We start from the raw sequence: 15,726 nt of genomic DNA on the forward strand, positions 1-15,726 counted from the left end.
TTGCGACACCGCGCCCCTCCGGTCAGGGGTTCCACCCGCCGGTCGGGACGAACCGGGCCACGCCGTCACCGGCCGCGACGTGCCAGTGCAGGTGCTGGTTGTGCTGCTCGTCGCCGAGCGTGGTGAGCACCTGGCACCCGCCGTGGCGGGCGACGACCTCGGCCGCCGTCTGCTGGAGCACGGCCATCATCTCGGCGGCCAGGTCGGGCTCCAGGTCGAGCAGCGACCCGACGTGCGCCTTGGGCACCACGATCACGTGCTCGCGGCCGAAGCCCGGCCGGGGTGGGCGGAACGCCAGGACCGTCGCGGTCTCGGCCACCACCTCGACCTCGACCGAGCCGGGGATGACCTCGTCGCAGTACCAGTCCTGGCGCACCCGTCCGAAGGTAGCGCGCCCGTCCTCGCCAGGAGCGCTACGCCGGGCGCCGCCCCGCCGCCCGCGCGCCGACGCCGAACGCCGGCAGCGCCGGGCCGAGCAGGCCGAGCCCCGGCACGCTCGCGCCCGTGGTCGCCAGGGCGTCCCGGGTGGGACTGCCGCCGCCGGCCGGGGTGTCGCCCGGTGCGGTGGCGTCCGGGTCGGGCACCTCCGGTCCCGGCTCGACCGCGATCAGCTGGGGCGTCGTGGAGCCGCGGACCGCTTCGAACAGCGGGCCTCCGCCGTCGAGCGGCGGCTCGCCGACGAGTTCGGCGAGGCCGAGCGGGAGACCCTCCGGGCCTTGCCGGCCCGGTGCTCGAAGGTGCTGGCCGAACGGCCGTGACGGGGCGGCTCAGCCCAGGTTGTCGGTGTCGAAGGTGTTGCAGCGCGCCGGGTCGCCCGTCTCGTAGCCCGTCGTGTACCACTTCTGGCGCTGCGCCGACGTGCCGTGGGTGAACTTGGTCGTGTCGACCTGGCCGCCGCCCAGCTCGCCCTGGATGAAGTCGTCGCCGATGCGGGACGCCGCGTCCAGCGCCGCGTTCACGTCGTCCTGCGTGACGCCGGTGATCAGCGGCTGGCCCGAGGACGTGGGCACGGTCTCCGCGTGGTTGGCCCAGGCGCCCGCGTAGCAGTCGGCCTGCAGCTCCAGCCGCACCGAGCCGGACGTCGGTCCCGAGCCCGAGCCGACCCGGTCGGACGTGCCGAGCAGGTTCTGCACGTGGTGGCCGTACTCGTGCGCCAGGATGTAGGCCTCGACGAACGGGCCGCCCGTGGCGCCGAACTTCTCCTGCATCTCCTGGAAGAACCCCAGGTCGATGTACACCTGCGAGTCCGCCGGGCAGTAGAACGGCCCCACCGCGGACGACGCGCTGCCGCACCGGGTCGACACGCTGCCGGAGAAGAAGTTCGTCTGCACGACCTGGTAGGTGCGGCCCGACCGGGCGAACTGGTCGCTCCAGTAGCCCTGGATCGAGTTGATGAACGCCACCGCCCGGCAGTCGGACTCGCGGTTGGCGTCCGCGCCGGTCCGGCACTTCTCCTTGATGGCCTCGGAGTCCACCTGCTGCCCCTGGCCGACGTCGCCGAACCCCGAGCCGGTCGGCAGCTGCGCGCCGCCGCCGAGCTGGGAGAGCACGAAGTACAGGATCAGGCCGACGATCCCCAGCCCACCGCCGCCCAGGGCGACCCGGCCACCGACGCCGCGTTGGTCGGAGACCTGTGACGTGTCCAGCTCGGCGTTCTCGTTGAACTGCACCGCTCGTCCTCCCAGACAGAACTAAGCCGGACCCGGACAACACAAGGCCCCGGGTGCGGAGCCCGACGTCGGGGCACCGCACCCGGGTTTTCCCATGTGGAAGTGACGAAAACCTCGTGACGAGGTCGGCGTGGACCGCGGTCGGCGCCGACGGTGGAGACGGCGCCCTGATGACCTACCGGGTCAACATCGTCAAGCGCGGCGATGGCGCCGAGGGCGCCCTGCGCTCGAAACCTCGTCGGAACCGCTCACGGTCGCGATCGGGCCGGTCTGCTGACCGCTCCGCCCGCGGGGTCGCGGTTCGAACGCGGCTCGTCACCGCGAGGACTTACCTGCACCGCACCACCTACCCCTTCCGGGCGTGCCGCCGGCGAGTCAGCTCGGGTTCCGCCGGTGGCAGGTCCTCCATCGAGGATGCGCCTCTTCGGCCTGATGCACAACCCGGGGAGAAGGCCCTGAACTGGTGAAACGAGATTCATCCGGCTCAGCGGAGCGGTGGTTGCGCGCTGTGAGCGGGCACATGGGGGCCCGCTCACAGCGCGTGTCTCACGGGGTGGTGGTGATGCGCCCGAGCGCCGGCGGGGCCGTGTTCGGGTTGGCGGTCAGGAAGGCCGTGAAGCCGTCCAGGTCGATGCCGCCGCCGGTGATCCCGGTGCCGCCGGTGAACGCGCTGAAGCCGTCACCGCCGCCCTGCAGGAAGCTGTTGATGGTGACCCGGTAGCTCGCGGCCGGGTCCAGCGGCGTCCCGTTGAGCACGATGCCCGACACCTTGGAGCCGATCGGCGCGGACGCCGACCACGAGTAGGTCAGGCCGGCCGACGGCTGCAGGATGATCTGCCGCTGCGCGCCGTTCACCACCTGCCACTGCTGCTCCAGCGCCGCCTTCAGCTGCGCGCCGGTCAGCGTGACCGTCTGCAGGATGTTGCCGAACGGCTGCACGGTGAACGCCTCGCCGTAGGTCACCACGCCGTCGCCCTCGCCGGCCGGCGAGGAGGCGTAGGCCAGGTCGGCGCGCACGCCGCCCGGGTTCATCAGCGCGAGCACCGCGCCGTTGCCCGCGGTGGCGGCCAGCTGGGAGTCGGCGATCAGGTTGCCGAGCGGCGACTCGCCCGCCGGGTTCTGCGCGCGGGGGATGTCCTGGGCGATGGTGCCGATGGGGCGGTTCGCGATCGGGCCGGACTTCGACTTGGCCAGGTCGATGATCGCCTGCACCTCGGGGTCCGCGGTGACGTTCCTGGTCACGACGTGGTTGCGCGCGACGGTGGCCGAGCGGACGACCTCGCGGGTCCGCTTGTCGATCTTCAGGTCGACCACGGACAGCTCACGGCCGAACGCCAGGCCCTCGATGAACGGGCGCGGGTTGCCCGCCGGGTCGGTGACCGTGCAGTTGTAGTGCTGGTGGCTGTGGCCGGAGAACACCGCGTCGATCTTCGGGCTGACCTGCTCGGCGATCTTGCGGCCGGGGCCGCCCGCGACCGTGCGGCACTCGTCCGGGCCGCCGCCCGAGGTGTTGTCGCCCTGGTGGATCAGCAGCACGATCGACTTCACGCCGAGCCAGTTCAGCAGGTCGGCGTAGCGGTTGGCGGCGGCGACCTCGTCGCCGAACTCCAGCTCCTTGATCCCGTTCGGGTCGACCAGGATCGGCACGTCCTTCAGCGGCATGCCGATGAAGCCGATCGGCACGCCGTCGCGGAACTCGACCCAGAACGGCGGCAGCGCGGGCAGGTCGTTCTTGGCCAGCGTCACGTTCGCGCCCAGGATCGGGAAGTCCGCGCCCCCGTAGCCCTCGCGGAACTGGCAGCCGTCGACCGGGTGGCAGCCGCCGCGCTGCATCCGCAGCAGCTCCCGGTAGCCCTCGTCGAACTCGTGGTTGCCCGCCGCGGTCGTGTCCATGCCGACCTTGTTGAGCACCTCGATGGTCGGCTCGTCGTGGAACAGCGCGGACACGATCGGGGACGCCCCGACCAGGTCGCCCTGGCCGACGATCACCGAGTTGCGCACCTCGGCCTGGAGGTTGCGGATGTGGGTCGCGTTGAAGGCGGCGCCACCCGCGTCGACCTGCGTGCCGTCCGACAGGGTGACGCGGCCCGAGGAGCCCGAGGGCGGCTCGATGTTGCCGTGCAGGTCGTTGATGCCGATCAGGCGGACGTCGACGGTGCGCGCCGGCCGGTTGTCCTTGTCGGCCAGCGCGGGGTTCTGCACCAGCGTGACCGCCAGCGCTGCCGCCGCGGTGACCGCGAGCGCGGCGGAGCGCTGCGCGGTGCGTCTGAACGAGGTCATGGGGTGGTTCCTCCCTGCGGCGCCCCGGTAGGAGGGCGCGGTACGGCGCAGGAGTTTGCCTGGCGGAGCTGACCGGCACCAGACATGCCCGTGGATCGTCCGTTAACGGATATGTGCGGCCTAACCTTGTGGGGTGACTGAGCAGGAGCCGCGTTGGCTCGACGATGGGGAGATGCGCGCCTGGCGCAACTACGTGGTCGGGGCGTCGATGCTCGCCGACCGCCTGCACCGCGAGCTGCAGGACGGGCACGGGGTGTCGTTGGCCGACTACGAGGTGCTCGTGCGCCTGTCGGAGCAGCCGGCGCGGCGGATGCGGATGTCGCAGCTCGCGGACGAGGTGGCGTCGTCCAAGAGCCGGGTGTCGCACCAGGTGGCGCGGATGGAGCGGGAAGGGCTGCTGCGCCGGCGGGAGTGCCCCGAGGACGGCCGCGGGGTGTTCGCCGAGCTGACCGACGAGGGCATGGCGCTGCTGGAGACGTCCGCGCCGACCCACGTCGAGGGCGTGCGCGAGCACATGGTCGACCTGCTGTCGCGGGAGGAGCAGGCGGTGGTGGCCCAGGTCTTCGAGCGGATCATCAACCACCTGCGGGACGTCGACGGGTGACCGGGCCCGTGACGCGACGGCGCCCCCGCGCCCGGTGAGGGGCGCGGGGGCGCGTCGAGCGCGGTAGCGGTGGGATTTGAACCCACGGAGGGGATCAACCCTCGCACGTTTTCAAGACGTGTCCCTTAGGCCGCTCGGGCACGCTACCTCGGTGCAGGAGCCTAGCCGACGGGCGTCGCCCGCGGGCAGCGCGCTCGCCCCGGACCACCCGCCTCCGCGGTGTCCGCGGACCCCGGGGAAGACGAACGCGCGAGGCCCCGGCGACCGGGACCTCGCGCGTCGCTCGTGCTGCGCCGGGTGGTCACCCGGCGGGCGCGGTGATCAGCCGAAGATGCCGAACACGTCCACGACGAGGTGCGTGAAGCCCGCGTTGTTGTAGTGGCTGTGCGCGGGGTAGGTCACGCCGCCCGAGGTGAGGGCGCCGAGGCGGACCGTGGCCATGTTCGGCGAGGTCTGGCCGGGCGCCAGGTTCAGCGCCGAGGTGCCGGGACGGTTCTCCCCCGCCGGGTACGGCGTGATGTAGGTGTCCGCGGTGGGCTCGGTTCCGGTCAGGTTCAGCAGCAGGCTGTCACCGGGGAGCAGGCCCTCGTCTTCGAAGAACAGCGTCAGCGCCTCGCCCGGCGGGATCGGGCCGGACTCGCCCGCCCACCGGGTGTCGTACGCGCGACCGGGGGTGACCGGGTAGAAGTCCGCGCCGCCGTTGTCGGTGGGCAGGTAGTACCCGGTGATGTCCACGATCAGGTTCACGGAGCCCGCGTTGTTGAACAGGTTGACCTTGCGGTCGGAGCCCAGCGCGACGGTCACGCCGTTCGGCGTGGCGCCACCGGGCGTCACGTTGAGGCTGGACGCGGTCGGCCGGGCCGAGCCGGACGGCCACGCGGTCACGTAGGTGCTCGCGGTCGCGTTGACACCGGTGACGTTCAGCGCCACCGCGGTCGTGCCGGCCGGCACGCCGTAGGAGCTGAAGTCGATCGAGCGGGACTCACCGCCGTAGAACGCGCCGCCGGTGTTGCGGGAGTCGTACACGCGGGTCGGGCCGGTGGCGAAGTACCGGCCGGGGGTGACCGCCACGTTGGGGTTGTCGTAGACGTAGTAGCCCGCGACGTCGGCGATCAGGTGGGTGTTGCCCGCGTTGTTGTACAGGTTGATCGTGTGGTCGAGCGACACCCAGGTGGTGACCGAGTTGGCGCGGGTCTCACCGGGCACCAGGTTCAGGGTCGACACCTCCGGCCTGGGCACGTCGGCGCCGCCGTCCCACACCGTCACGTAGGTGTTCGCGGTCGGGGACGTGCCGGTCACGTTCAGCACCACGGCGAGGGTGTACGCCGGGGCGTCGGTGACGGGCACCTCGATGCGGCCGCCCGCGCCGACCGGCGTGGTGATGCCGCCGCGGCCGAGACCGCTGCGGGTGTCCAGGATGCGTCTGGGCGCGGACGGGATGAACCGCGTGCCCAGGTACTCCTCGGCTTGGGCTTCCCGGGCGTTGACGCCGGTCGTCTTCGTGCCGTACGGCCGGCTCGGGCGGGAGGTCCGGTCGAGCGCCAGCTCGGCGCGGGCGACCCGGTCTCCACTGTGGACGGACGCGGGCTCGGCGGTGGCCGGAGCCGCGGCCGTCACCACGGCGGCGGTCGCCGCGGTGGCGACCAGCAGCGCTGCGGAACGACGCATGATCCTCTTTCCTGACTGCGAGGTGAACTGAAGGCGTCGGTCTTCCAGCCAGTCCGTGACAGAGACACGCGGACGTTGGCAGCGCGCAGCGCGACCCCCCTGTGGGACGAGCCCCCGACTCGACCGAACGGGCGCGACACTACCTCAGGGGTACGACAGCCGAAAGTGAAATGCGGTCAGGTTCTCAGTTCGCGGGTTTGACCGCGACGTGCACGAACTCGTTGTACGTGAACACTTTCCCGGCCGACCGGGGGAACGGGAAGGACATGCGGTCGCGCTCGACCAGCCCGAGCTGGGAGGTCACGTCCGCGAGGCCGTCGAGGTCGGTGAAGGCCACGTGCGTCGGATCCGACGCGTAACCCCGCTCCTGCGGGCAGATGAGCACCAGCAGGCCGCCGGGCTTGAGGAACTCCACGTAGCCGCGCAGGATGTCCACGGCCTGCGGGCGCGGCATGTGCTCGACCAGGTGCGCGGCCAGGATGCCGCCGAAGCGGCCCGGCTTCGCGTACTCGGTCTCGAAGAACTCGTCCGTGGTGAACGCCGTCAGGCCCATGTCCCGACAGGTCTGCACGGAGTGGGGGTTGTGGTCCACCCCGACGCCGTTGGGCTCCAGGTGCTTGAGGTTGCGCCCGATGCCGCAGCCGACGTCGAGCACCTCCCGCTCGCCGAAGATGCGGCGCACGTTCCACCGGTACGGGGCCTGGACGTTCAGGACACGCTTCCAGGGCAGGTTCTGCAGGCGCGCGAGCCGGTCGGTGTAGTCCTGACCGTCAGTCTTGTCCACGGTCGTACCGTAGCCGACGCCGAGACCCGCGACACCACCCCGCGAGTCCGCGAGAGCCCGTTCCCCCTGTCCCGCCGGCGGGACAGGGGGGACGGACCCCCAGGTCAGGCGGCGCCCGGTGTCACCCGCCGGCGCGGTGGGCCTTCGTCGGGTCCGGTCCGGGCAGGAGGAACAACGAGCGCTCGGCCCGGCAGTTGTCGCAGGTGCCGGCGAACAGGGGGGCGCCACCGCCCGACGGGAGCTTCCACGAGCCGTGGACGCGCACCTCGTACGGGCCGCTGGGCAGGTCGTCGAAGCGCACGCGGCCCTGTGCGTCGGTGCGGCCCTCGACCACGACCCGGCGGGTGACCGCGTCCCGCAGGACGACCACCGCGCCGGCGACCACCTCGTCGGGCTCGCCGAGCCGGTCCCCGTCGCGGTCGTGGTGGAAGGACATGCGCGCGGTCACGGCCGGACCGGGCACCTTGGCCAGGGCGTAGGCCTCCGGGCGGCCCGGGGAGTCCGGCGCCGGGCCGAAGTCGCAGACGTGGTTGACCGCGCCGTACCCGACCGCCGCCTCGGAGACGCGGCCGGTCATCGTGACCACGCGCGACCGGCCCGCGGGCACCGTCACGCCGGGCGCGTCCCGGCCCAGCTCGCCGAAGACGACGTCCCGGAGCTCCGGCCCGCCGCCGCCGACCCGGTCGCAGGCGGCCTTGACGCCGGTCAGGTCCGCGGCGCCGCTGTTGGTCAGCGTCACCTCCACCTGCGCCTGGTCGCCGACCTGGTAGACGTCCCGGGTGAACCGCATGGCCGCGGACAGGTGGTCGGTCAACGGCCGCGTGGCGCGCAGCAGCAGGGTCGCGGCCGAGCCGCGCCCGTCCACCGCGACGCGCGAGTAGCCCGACCCGACGACCCAGCCGTCCGGCGCGTCGTCCAGGGACAGCGCGTAGACCTGCACCGGGAGGTCCGCGAACCGGAACCGGCCGTCGACGCCGGTGGTGGCCTCCAGCCGCAGCCAGGGCGGGCCGTTCGTGGAGGCGGTGACCCGGACGCCGTGAAGGGCCTCACCGGCGTCCGGCGCGTTGTCGCCGTCGAGGTCGCCGTAGACGAGGCCGCCCAGGTCGTCCGCGGCGGAGCCCGGGTCGCGGACCGGGAGCGGCAGCACGTGCTCGGCGACCGAGGCGTTGCCCTGCCGGACGAGGAACTTCACCACCGGGGCGCCGCTCCACCCCTGGACCTCGCCGCGGGCGGTGAGGACGCGCCGCTGCCCGGCGGGGAGGGTGATGCCGGGGCCGGGCCAGGTGGCCAGCTCGCCCCACTCGGAGGACGGGACGAAGAAGGCGGACCCGGCGCTCGAGTGCGCGGAGGCCATCACCCCGGTGGCGTCGGCGTCGCCGTCGTTGGCGACCGTCACCTCGACCGGGATCTGCTCGCCGACCAGGAACGGGCCCGCGCCGACGGTGGCCGAGATCGCGAGCCGCGCGGCGGCGGCGGCCGTCGGCGACGAGGTCGTGGACCCGGTGGCCGGCGGGGACCCCGCCGATTGGGGGGCGGTCGGCTGGGACACGGTCGGCTGGGACACGGTCGGCTGGGCGGCGGTGGCGGCAGCGGCGGCGGGCCGGGCCTGGACCGGTGCCGCTCCGCCGGCGGTCGACGGGACCGGCTCCTGGGCGCGGGCCGCGGCGGACAGGGTCGCGGTGACCGCGAGCGCCGCGACGAAGGCAAGGGATCTTCGCGCGACCACGCGCTTCGAGAGAGTCAAGACCGGCCCCCTGGGTGGTGGATTCGAATGGCCGCAACCTCATCGACCTCGATCACCACCGCACCGTCCATCCTTTGTGGACCTTCACCGGCGACGACAGGAGGCCGGTCCCCCTGGGGAAGACCGGCCTCCGTTACCCGTCAAGCAGTGATCTACGCCACGTCCGCGTGCGAGTGGTGGTGCTCCACGTGCAGCGAACGCGCCGCGACCGCACGCGCCGCGGCGCGCGCCGACCGCGCCGGCACGCCGTTCACGCTCTCCGTGCTGATCGCGTACGACGCCGTCACCCACGCCAACGCGTCGGCGTTGCGGTCCAGGGCGACCCGGTCCACGTTGCCCAGGTTGTCACCGGAACCGTGGTAGTTCCGGTCGTAGGCGACACCGGCCGTGCCGCCCCACTTCGCCGCCTGCGCCTCGGTCTTGACGCCCTCGGCGCCGGTGAACAGGCCACCGGCCGGGATGCCCTGCGCGATGAACTCGCCGTAGTCCGAACGGCCGGTGAAGTCCGTGCCCTCGGTCTGCACGCCCTTCTCCACCGTCAGGTACTCCACGAACGCCTGCTCGATCTGCCCCGAGCCGTACGGGCCCGCGCCCGCGCCGACGGCGTCGGAGTCGTCGCCGTCGTAGACGAAGTACGCCGCGTTGGGCGAGCCGATCATGTCGAAGTTCAGGTACAGCGCGATGTCGAGCTGCTGCTCGAACGACAGCGACTGCACGTACTTCGTCGAGCCGACCAGGCCGAGCTCCTCCGCGCCCCACCAGCCGAACCGCACCGCGTTGTTGACCTTCGGCGAGCCGCCGAGCTTCAGCGCCGTCTCCAGCAGGCCGGCCGAACCGGTGCCGTTGTCGTTGATGCCCGCGCCGTTCTCGACGCTGTCGAGGTGCGCGCCCGCCATCACGACGTTGTCCCTGCGGCCGGTCTTCGTCTGCGCGATCACGTTGCGCGAGACGCGGTCTTCCTCGTGGTAGCGCAGGTCGACGGTGACGGTCTGCCCGGCCGACCCGAACAGCGCGGTGCCGTCCTCCCGGGTGACGCCACCGGTGGGCACGACGCCCGGCGCGCCGAGCGTGACGCCCGACAGCTTGCCCTCGGCGTTGTTCGCGATGATCACCGCGATGGCGCCCGCGGCGGCGGCGTTGCGGTGCTTGATGTCGAACGTGCACGCGCCGCGGCGGATCAGGGCGATCGAGCCGGTGAAGTCCTGCCCGGCGAAGTCGGTCGCCTCGCAGCCCGGCGTGCCGTCCTCGGGCACGGCCCGCAGCGGGCCGGTGACGCCGCCGGCCGGCGTCTGCGGCGAGAACTCCAGCGGGATGTTCTCGTAGGTGGTCGAGCCGACCTTCGCGGTCGCGGCGTCGGTGATCTGCACGGGGTAGGTGAACTCCGGCGTCGTCACCTCGAAGCCCGCGCCGCGCAGCTTGCCCGCCACGTACTCGACGCTGGCGTCGTAGCCGGACGTGCCCGCCGCCCGGTTGCCGCCGTTGCGGTCGGCGATGCGCTGCAACGCGATCAGGTGGCGGTTGACCCCGTCCGCGGTCACGTTCTTGGTGAGGTTCTTGGCGAGCTTCGGCCCGTCGAGCGTCGCCGCCGAGGCGACGTTGACGCCCGGCACGGCGACCAGCACGAGGGACGCTGACGCCGCGAGGACGGCCGCGCGTCGAATCCCGGTTCTACCTGACATGATCGAGTTTCCCCTTCACTCGGATGCCGAACCCTCACAAGTCACGCTGGTGAGCGCAAGCCGTCACTCGGCTGGTTCTCGCCCTGTGAGCAGGGGCAAGCAGGCTGTGACACCGGTCACCGACAGGGCCCAGTCGGGTCGCCGGAACGTGGCCGGGGTGACCAGCAGGCGCGTCTGCTGAGCCGCCTCACCTCGCCTGACCTGCGTGAACGTGCCGTCCGGCCGGTAGCCGAGCTTGCGGCTCACCGCGTGCGAGGCGAGGTTGTCGTCGAACGCGCTCGACCGCGCCGCCACCGCGCCGAGGTGGTCGAACGCGAACGCCAGCACGGCGGCCCGCATCTCCGTGCCGATGCCGCGCCCCTGGTGCCGCAGCCCGACCCACGACCCGCTGGTGACCTCGCGCCGCACCGGGAAGTCGTCCGCGCCGAGCGACTGCACGCCCGTCACGCGGCCGTCCAGGCGCACGATGAAGTTCACCGTCCACCGCTGCGGCGAGAGCGCCGAGCGTTCCCGCCAGTAGTGCTGGAGGGTGTTGAGGCCGAGCCGGTCGCGCGGCGCGTCGGTCCACTCGACGCCGAACGGCATCCGCTCCGGCGGGTGGACGCCGTCCAGCGCCAGCCCCGCCAGCTCGACCAGGCCCTCGTCGTCGTCGGGGCGCAGGTCGAGGCGCGGCGTGCGCAGCACCAGGTCGTGCAACGGCCAGTGGTCCATGCCCGTCGATGGTGGCGACCGCGCGTCGCGGGCGCGACCGGATTACCGTGCGGATCATGCGCGCGATCACCATTCGTGAGTTCGGCGGACCCGACGTGCTGGCGTGGGCGGAGGTTCGGGACCCCGAACCGGGCCCCGGAGAGGTGCTGCTGGACGTGGCCGCGACCGCGGTCAACCGGGCGGACCTGCTGCAACGCCAGGGCCACTACCCGCCGCCGAAGGGCACGTCGGACGTGCTGGGCCTGGAGTGCTCGGGCACGGTCGCGGCCCTGGGCGAGGGCGTGACCGGGTGGCGGGTCGGCGACGAGGTGTGCGCGCTGCTGGCCGGCGGCGGGTACGCGGAACGGGTCGTCGTCCCGGCCGCCCAGCTCCTGCCGGTGCCCGAGGGCGTCGACCTGGTGACCGCCGCGTCGCTGCCCGAGGTCGCGTGCACCGTCTGGTCGAACGTGGTGATGGTCGCCGGCCTCCGGAGCGGGGAGACGTTCCTCGTGCACGGCGGCGCGGGCGGCATCGGCACGCACGCCGTCCAGGTCGCCAAGGCGCTCGGCGCGCGCGTCGCCGTCACGGCGGGCTCGGCGGAGCGGCTGCGGCGGTGCGCCGAGCTGGGCGCCGACGTCCTCGTCAACTACCGCGAGCAGGACTTCGTGGCCGAGGTCGGGCGGGCGGACGTCGTCCTGGACAACATGGGCGCGGCCTACCTCGACCGCAACCTCGACGTGCTGGCGCCGGACGGGCGGCTCGTCGTCATCGGGATGCAGGGCGGGGTGAAGGGCGAGCTGAACATCGGCAAGCTGCTGTCCAAGCGCGCGAGCGTCACGGCGACCGGGCTGCGGTTCCGCCCGGTGGACGGGCCGAACGGCAAGGGCCGCGTCGTGGCCGAGGTGCGCGAGCACCTGTGGCCGCTCATCGCGTCCGGCCAGGTCAAGCCCGTCGTGCACGACGTCCTGCCGATCGCCCGCGCCGCCGACGCCCACCGCGCGCTGGCGGACGGGGACGTGTTCGGCAAGCTCGTGCTGGCGGTCTGAAGCGCGGTCACCCCAGCGCGGTCACTCCAGCGCGGTCGCGGTGGCGAGGAAGGTGCGAGGGGTGGTGCGGAAGCGGAGGGCGAACTCCTCGGCCCAGCGGACCAGGACGGGGTGCTCGCCGGGGCGTTCGGCGTCGTCCACCAGGACCGCCGCGCCCGGCGCCAGCACGCCCCGCAGCACCGGCAGGGCCGGGTACCGCGCGTCGCCCAGCAGCGGGCCGTCCACGAGCAGCAGGTCGACCAGGCCGTGGCGCTCCACGTAGGCCGACACCTCGTCGTGCACGAGCTGCGGGTGGTACCACTGGGCGTCGCCGAGCGCGGCCGGGTGCGGGGCGAGCGGGGCGTGGACGACGCGCGCCACGTGGCCCAGGCCCTCCCGGCGCAGCTGGCTGGCCACGAAGGCCGCCGTGCGCTCGTCGTGCTCGACCGACAGCAGGTGCCCGAACCCGCGCCGGGCGAGCAGCCGGGCCAGCACCACCGACGACGCGCCGCACCCGCACTCCACCAGCACGGTCCGCGACCCGAGCAGCACCTCGTCCACCACGGCCACCAGCGCGGCGGGCCGCAGTTCGTGCGCCGTGTCGGGCAGGTACTCCGACATCAGGGGCGCCAGCCGGTGCAGTGCGGCGAGGTCGGCGAGCTCCCGTGACAGCAGGTCGTCCACCCAGCCCCCTGTCTCAGCGCAACCCGACCTCAGCCGAGCTCGGCGACCGCCCGCACGAGCTCGTCCACTTCCACCGCGTTCGTGTAGTGCGCCAGGCCGACGCGGATCGCCCCGCCGACCTCACCGACGCCCAGCACCGAGAACACGCCGTGCTGCCCCGAGTCGGCGAACGCGCACACGCCGCGCTCGGACAGGTGCTCCACGCCGTCGGTCGCCTTCACGCCGGCCACCGTGAACGCCAGCGCGGGCACCCGCCGCATGGCGTCGCCGATCACCATGACGTGACGGAGCGATCGCAGTTCGTTGATGAGATTAGCCAGAAGTCCGGCTTGGTACGCCTTCACCGAACCCAGGGAGGTGAGCACCCGCTCGCGTCGCGGGCCCACCGCGGCGTCGTCCAAACCGGCCAGGTACTCGACGGATGCGACCAGACCGGCCAGCAGCGGGTAGGCGTGCGGGCCCAGTTCCAGGCGTTCGGGTCCCCGCGCGCCCGGCTCGACGGCGACCGACGGCAGCAGGTCGAGCATGGACGGGTCGCGGAACACCAGCGCGCCGACCGGCGGCCCGCCCCAGTTGTTCGCCGACACCGCCACCACGTCGGCGTCCATCGACGTGATGTCGAGCGGCACGAACGGCGCGGCCGAGGAGGCGTCGACCACGACCAGGGCGTCCGTGCGGCGGGCGGCCTCGGCGATCTTGCGCAGGTCCGGCCGGGTGCCCACGGAGCCGGACGCGGCCGTCACCGCGACCAGCTTGCACTTGGGCGTGACCAGGTCGTCGTACTGCCATGCGGGCAGCTCGCACGTCTCGATGTCGACCTCGGCCCACCGCACCACGCTGCCGGTGCGCTGCGCGGCCCGCTGCCACGGCGCGATGTTGCCCGGGTGGTCCAACCGCGACACCACGATCTCGTCGCCCAGGAACCAGCCCTCCGACAGCGCGTCGGCCAGCCGTTGCAGCAGCACGGCGGAGCTGGGGCCGAGCACGACGCCCGCCGGGTCGGCGCCCACGAGGTCGGCGACCGCGCGCCTGGCCGCGTCGACGATCGCCTCGGCCCGTTGCGAGGCGGGGAAGATGCCACCCGGCCCGGAGACGGGTGCGCGCAGCGCGGTGGAGACGGCCGTGGCCACCTGTTCGGGTACTTGCATCCCCGCCGGAGCGTCCAGGTGAACCCAGCCGTCGCCGAGCGCGGGGAACAGCCCACGGACCCGGGCGACGTCGAACGCCATGCCGCACACCGTACGGAGGACGTCGGCGGGAGCGACAGCAGGGGCCGCGGGTTTGCCACCCGATCCGTGACCCGGTTCGGCGTTCGCCACCCGATCGGGCCAGGATGGGAGGCATGAGCGAGGCACCCCGAGATGATCAGCTGGAGAACGAGCGGCACGTGGTCGTGGTCGGCCCGGACGGCACGCCGGTGGGAACCGCACGGGTGCCGGGCGGCGACGAGGCGGGCGGCGGTCAGGACGTGACCGACCTGGTCGAGCAGCCCGCGAAGGTCATGCGCATCGGCACGATGATCAAGCAGTTGCTGGAGGAGGTGCGCGCGGCGCCCCTGGACGAGGCCAGCCGCAACCGCCTCAAGGAGATCCACAAGCGGTCCATCGACGAGCTCGAGGACGGCCTGGCGCCCGAGCTGCGCGACGAGCTGGAGCGGCTCTCCCTGCCGTTCACCGAGGAGGGCACGCCGTCCGACGCGGAGCTCCGCATCGCCCAGGCGCAGCTGGTGGGTTGGTTGGAGGGCCTGTTCCACGGCATCCAGACGGCCCTGTTCGCCCAGCAGATGGCAGCGCGCGTCCAGTTGGAGCAGATGCGCGGCCGCGCCCTGCCCGCCGGGTCCGGCCACGCCGACGTCGAGGGTGGTCCGCACATCCGGGGGACTGGTCAGTACTTGTAACGTTCCGGTGCGGCGTTGAGGTCGCGGGGCTGGACAACGGGCACCGCGCTGCCCGACCGTGTTCACCGCCACACCCGCGAGAGGAGCCGACAGGTGCTCGACAAAGTCCGGCACAGCCCGATCGTCGACGAGGTCCGCAAGCGCGTGCGCGGCAAGATCCTGCGGGTCATCGACGAAGCGGTGCGCCCCTACCACCGCGAGCAGGCCGAGCGGATCGCCGTGCTCCAGCAGGAGCTCCAGGAGCTGCGCAGACAGGCGGACCGGGCGGTCGACGCGACGGTCCAGTACGAGATCCGGGCCCGGCGCGACCTGGTGTTCGCGGGCGAGCAGGAAGCCGCCAAGGAGAGCGCCCGGTTCATCCGCAGGCACCTGCCGACCGCGCCGCACTTCGGCCACCCGCACGCCACGCTGGAGCACGCCCTCGGCCTGGTCTCGGCCGAGGGCATGGCGCTGGAGTTCGGCGTCTACACCGGCGGCACGCTGAAGCTGATCGCCACCGCGTTCGAGGGCCGCGACGTGTACGGCTTCGACTCGTTCGAGGGCCTGCCCGAGGACTGGCGCAACGGCTTCCCGGCCGGCCTGTTCGGCATGGACGGCCTGCCCGACGTGGACGGCGCGGAGCTGGTCGTCGGCTGGTTCGACGACACCCTGCCCGGCTTCCTCGACGAGCACCCCGGCCCGGTGTCGTTCCTGCACGTCGACTGCGACCTGTACTCGTCGACCAAGACGGTGTTGGAGCTCGTCGGCCCGCGGCTGGTGCCCGGCAGCGTGATCGTCTTCGACGAGTACTTCAACTACCCGGGGTGGCAGGACCACGAGCACAAGGCCTGGTCCGAGTACGTCGACCGCACCGGGATCGAGTTCGACTACTGCGGGTACACGTACGACCACGAACAGGTGATCATGAAGGTAACCGGTGTGCCGGAGGCTTCGCAGCAGCGGTGACCGCACCGTGACAGCCCGGCGACAGGGCCACCACCCCGTCGCCGGTAGTCTCCTTA

At 72.7% G+C, this 15,726-nt stretch carries 15 protein-coding genes and 1 tRNA gene; 4 read left to right on the forward strand and 12 right to left on the reverse strand.

Features of this window, described 5'->3' with window-relative positions:
* Window positions 1-22: 22 nt before the first annotated feature.
* From EDD40_RS22450 to EDD40_RS22460, 4 genes are all read right to left on the reverse strand, one after another.
* Window positions 23-376: an HIT family protein gene (locus EDD40_RS22450; protein ID WP_123744683.1), complete on the reverse strand. Its 354-nt coding sequence runs from the start codon at window positions 374-376 to the stop codon at window positions 23-25.
* Between the two features lie 37 nt (window positions 377-413).
* Entirely contained in the window at window positions 414-584 is a 171-nt protein-coding gene (locus EDD40_RS41840) for a hypothetical protein (protein ID WP_170185166.1), read from the reverse strand.
* A gap of 183 nt (window positions 585-767) precedes the next feature.
* Window positions 768-1,670: a KPN_02809 family neutral zinc metallopeptidase gene (gene ypfJ / locus EDD40_RS22455; protein ID WP_123744684.1), complete on the reverse strand. Its 903-nt coding sequence runs from the start codon at window positions 1,668-1,670 to the stop codon at window positions 768-770.
* A 546-nt stretch (window positions 1,671-2,216) separates the two neighbouring features.
* Window positions 2,217-3,950 (reverse strand): bifunctional metallophosphatase/5'-nucleotidase, encoded by a 1,734-nt coding sequence (locus EDD40_RS22460; RefSeq protein WP_123744685.1) that lies wholly within the window; start codon window positions 3,948-3,950, stop codon window positions 2,217-2,219.
* 133 nt (window positions 3,951-4,083) lie between these two features.
* Between EDD40_RS22460 and EDD40_RS22465 the strand changes: the two genes are divergently transcribed.
* Window positions 4,084-4,554 carry a MarR family winged helix-turn-helix transcriptional regulator gene (locus EDD40_RS22465; RefSeq protein ID WP_246037765.1) on the forward strand — a complete coding sequence of 157 codons (471 nt, stop codon included), beginning with the start codon at window positions 4,084-4,086 and terminating at the stop codon, window positions 4,552-4,554.
* A gap of 61 nt (window positions 4,555-4,615) precedes the next feature.
* On the opposite strand, the gene EDD40_RS22470 is transcribed toward EDD40_RS22465, so the two are convergent.
* The 6 genes from EDD40_RS22470 to EDD40_RS22495 all read right to left on the reverse strand — a co-directional run bounded on the left by EDD40_RS22470 (window position 4,616) and on the right by EDD40_RS22495 (window position 11,140).
* Window positions 4,616-4,702, reverse strand: a tRNA-Ser gene (locus tag EDD40_RS22470).
* Between the two features lie 173 nt (window positions 4,703-4,875).
* Complete coding sequence (locus EDD40_RS22475; protein WP_123744687.1) at window positions 4,876-6,222, reverse strand: hypothetical protein; 1,347 nt, start codon at window positions 6,220-6,222, stop codon at window positions 4,876-4,878.
* A 184-nt stretch (window positions 6,223-6,406) separates the two neighbouring features.
* Window positions 6,407-7,006 (reverse strand): class I SAM-dependent methyltransferase, encoded by a 600-nt coding sequence (locus EDD40_RS22480; RefSeq protein WP_123744688.1) that lies wholly within the window; start codon window positions 7,004-7,006, stop codon window positions 6,407-6,409.
* Window positions 7,007-7,127: 121 nt separating this feature from the next.
* A complete protein-coding gene (locus EDD40_RS22485; RefSeq protein ID WP_148088883.1) occupies window positions 7,128-8,750 on the reverse strand; it encodes a carboxypeptidase-like regulatory domain-containing protein in 1,623 nt (540 codons plus the stop codon).
* Window positions 8,751-8,902: 152 nt separating this feature from the next.
* A complete protein-coding gene (locus tag EDD40_RS22490; RefSeq protein WP_123744690.1) occupies window positions 8,903-10,429 on the reverse strand; it encodes a M28 family metallopeptidase in 1,527 nt (508 codons plus the stop codon).
* Between the two features lie 63 nt (window positions 10,430-10,492).
* On the reverse strand, window positions 10,493-11,140 hold the full coding sequence (locus EDD40_RS22495) for a GNAT family N-acetyltransferase (protein WP_123744691.1): 648 nt from the start codon (window positions 11,138-11,140) through the stop codon (window positions 10,493-10,495).
* Window positions 11,141-11,196: 56 nt separating this feature from the next.
* Here EDD40_RS22495 and EDD40_RS22500 point away from each other — a divergent pair, with 56 nt between their 5' ends.
* Window positions 11,197-12,165 (forward strand): NAD(P)H-quinone oxidoreductase, encoded by a 969-nt coding sequence (locus tag EDD40_RS22500; RefSeq protein WP_123748205.1) that lies wholly within the window; start codon window positions 11,197-11,199, stop codon window positions 12,163-12,165.
* 21 nt (window positions 12,166-12,186) lie between these two features.
* Here the strand turns inward: EDD40_RS22500 and EDD40_RS22505 are convergent, their stop codons facing one another.
* A complete protein-coding gene (locus EDD40_RS22505; protein ID WP_123744692.1) occupies window positions 12,187-12,828 on the reverse strand; it encodes a class I SAM-dependent methyltransferase in 642 nt (213 codons plus the stop codon).
* Between the two features lie 29 nt (window positions 12,829-12,857).
* The gene (locus EDD40_RS22510; protein WP_123744693.1) at window positions 12,858-14,057 is read right to left on the reverse strand and encodes a cysteine desulfurase-like protein; all 1,200 of its coding nucleotides are present in this window, start codon (window positions 14,055-14,057) and stop codon (window positions 12,858-12,860) included.
* A 113-nt stretch (window positions 14,058-14,170) separates the two neighbouring features.
* On the opposite strand from EDD40_RS22510, the gene EDD40_RS22515 reads away from it, so the two are divergent.
* Both EDD40_RS22515 and EDD40_RS22520 read left to right on the forward strand, forming a co-directional pair.
* Window positions 14,171-14,725 (forward strand): bacterial proteasome activator family protein, encoded by a 555-nt coding sequence (locus EDD40_RS22515; RefSeq protein WP_123744694.1) that lies wholly within the window; start codon window positions 14,171-14,173, stop codon window positions 14,723-14,725.
* Between the two features lie 93 nt (window positions 14,726-14,818).
* Window positions 14,819-15,670 (forward strand): class I SAM-dependent methyltransferase, encoded by an 852-nt coding sequence (locus tag EDD40_RS22520; RefSeq protein ID WP_123744695.1) that lies wholly within the window; start codon window positions 14,819-14,821, stop codon window positions 15,668-15,670.
* The last annotated feature ends 56 nt before the right edge of the window (window positions 15,671-15,726 follow it).

Origin of the sequence: Saccharothrix texasensis (assembly GCF_003752005.1) — a bacterium.
GTDB lineage: Bacteria > Actinomycetota > Actinomycetes > Mycobacteriales > Pseudonocardiaceae > Actinosynnema > Actinosynnema texasense.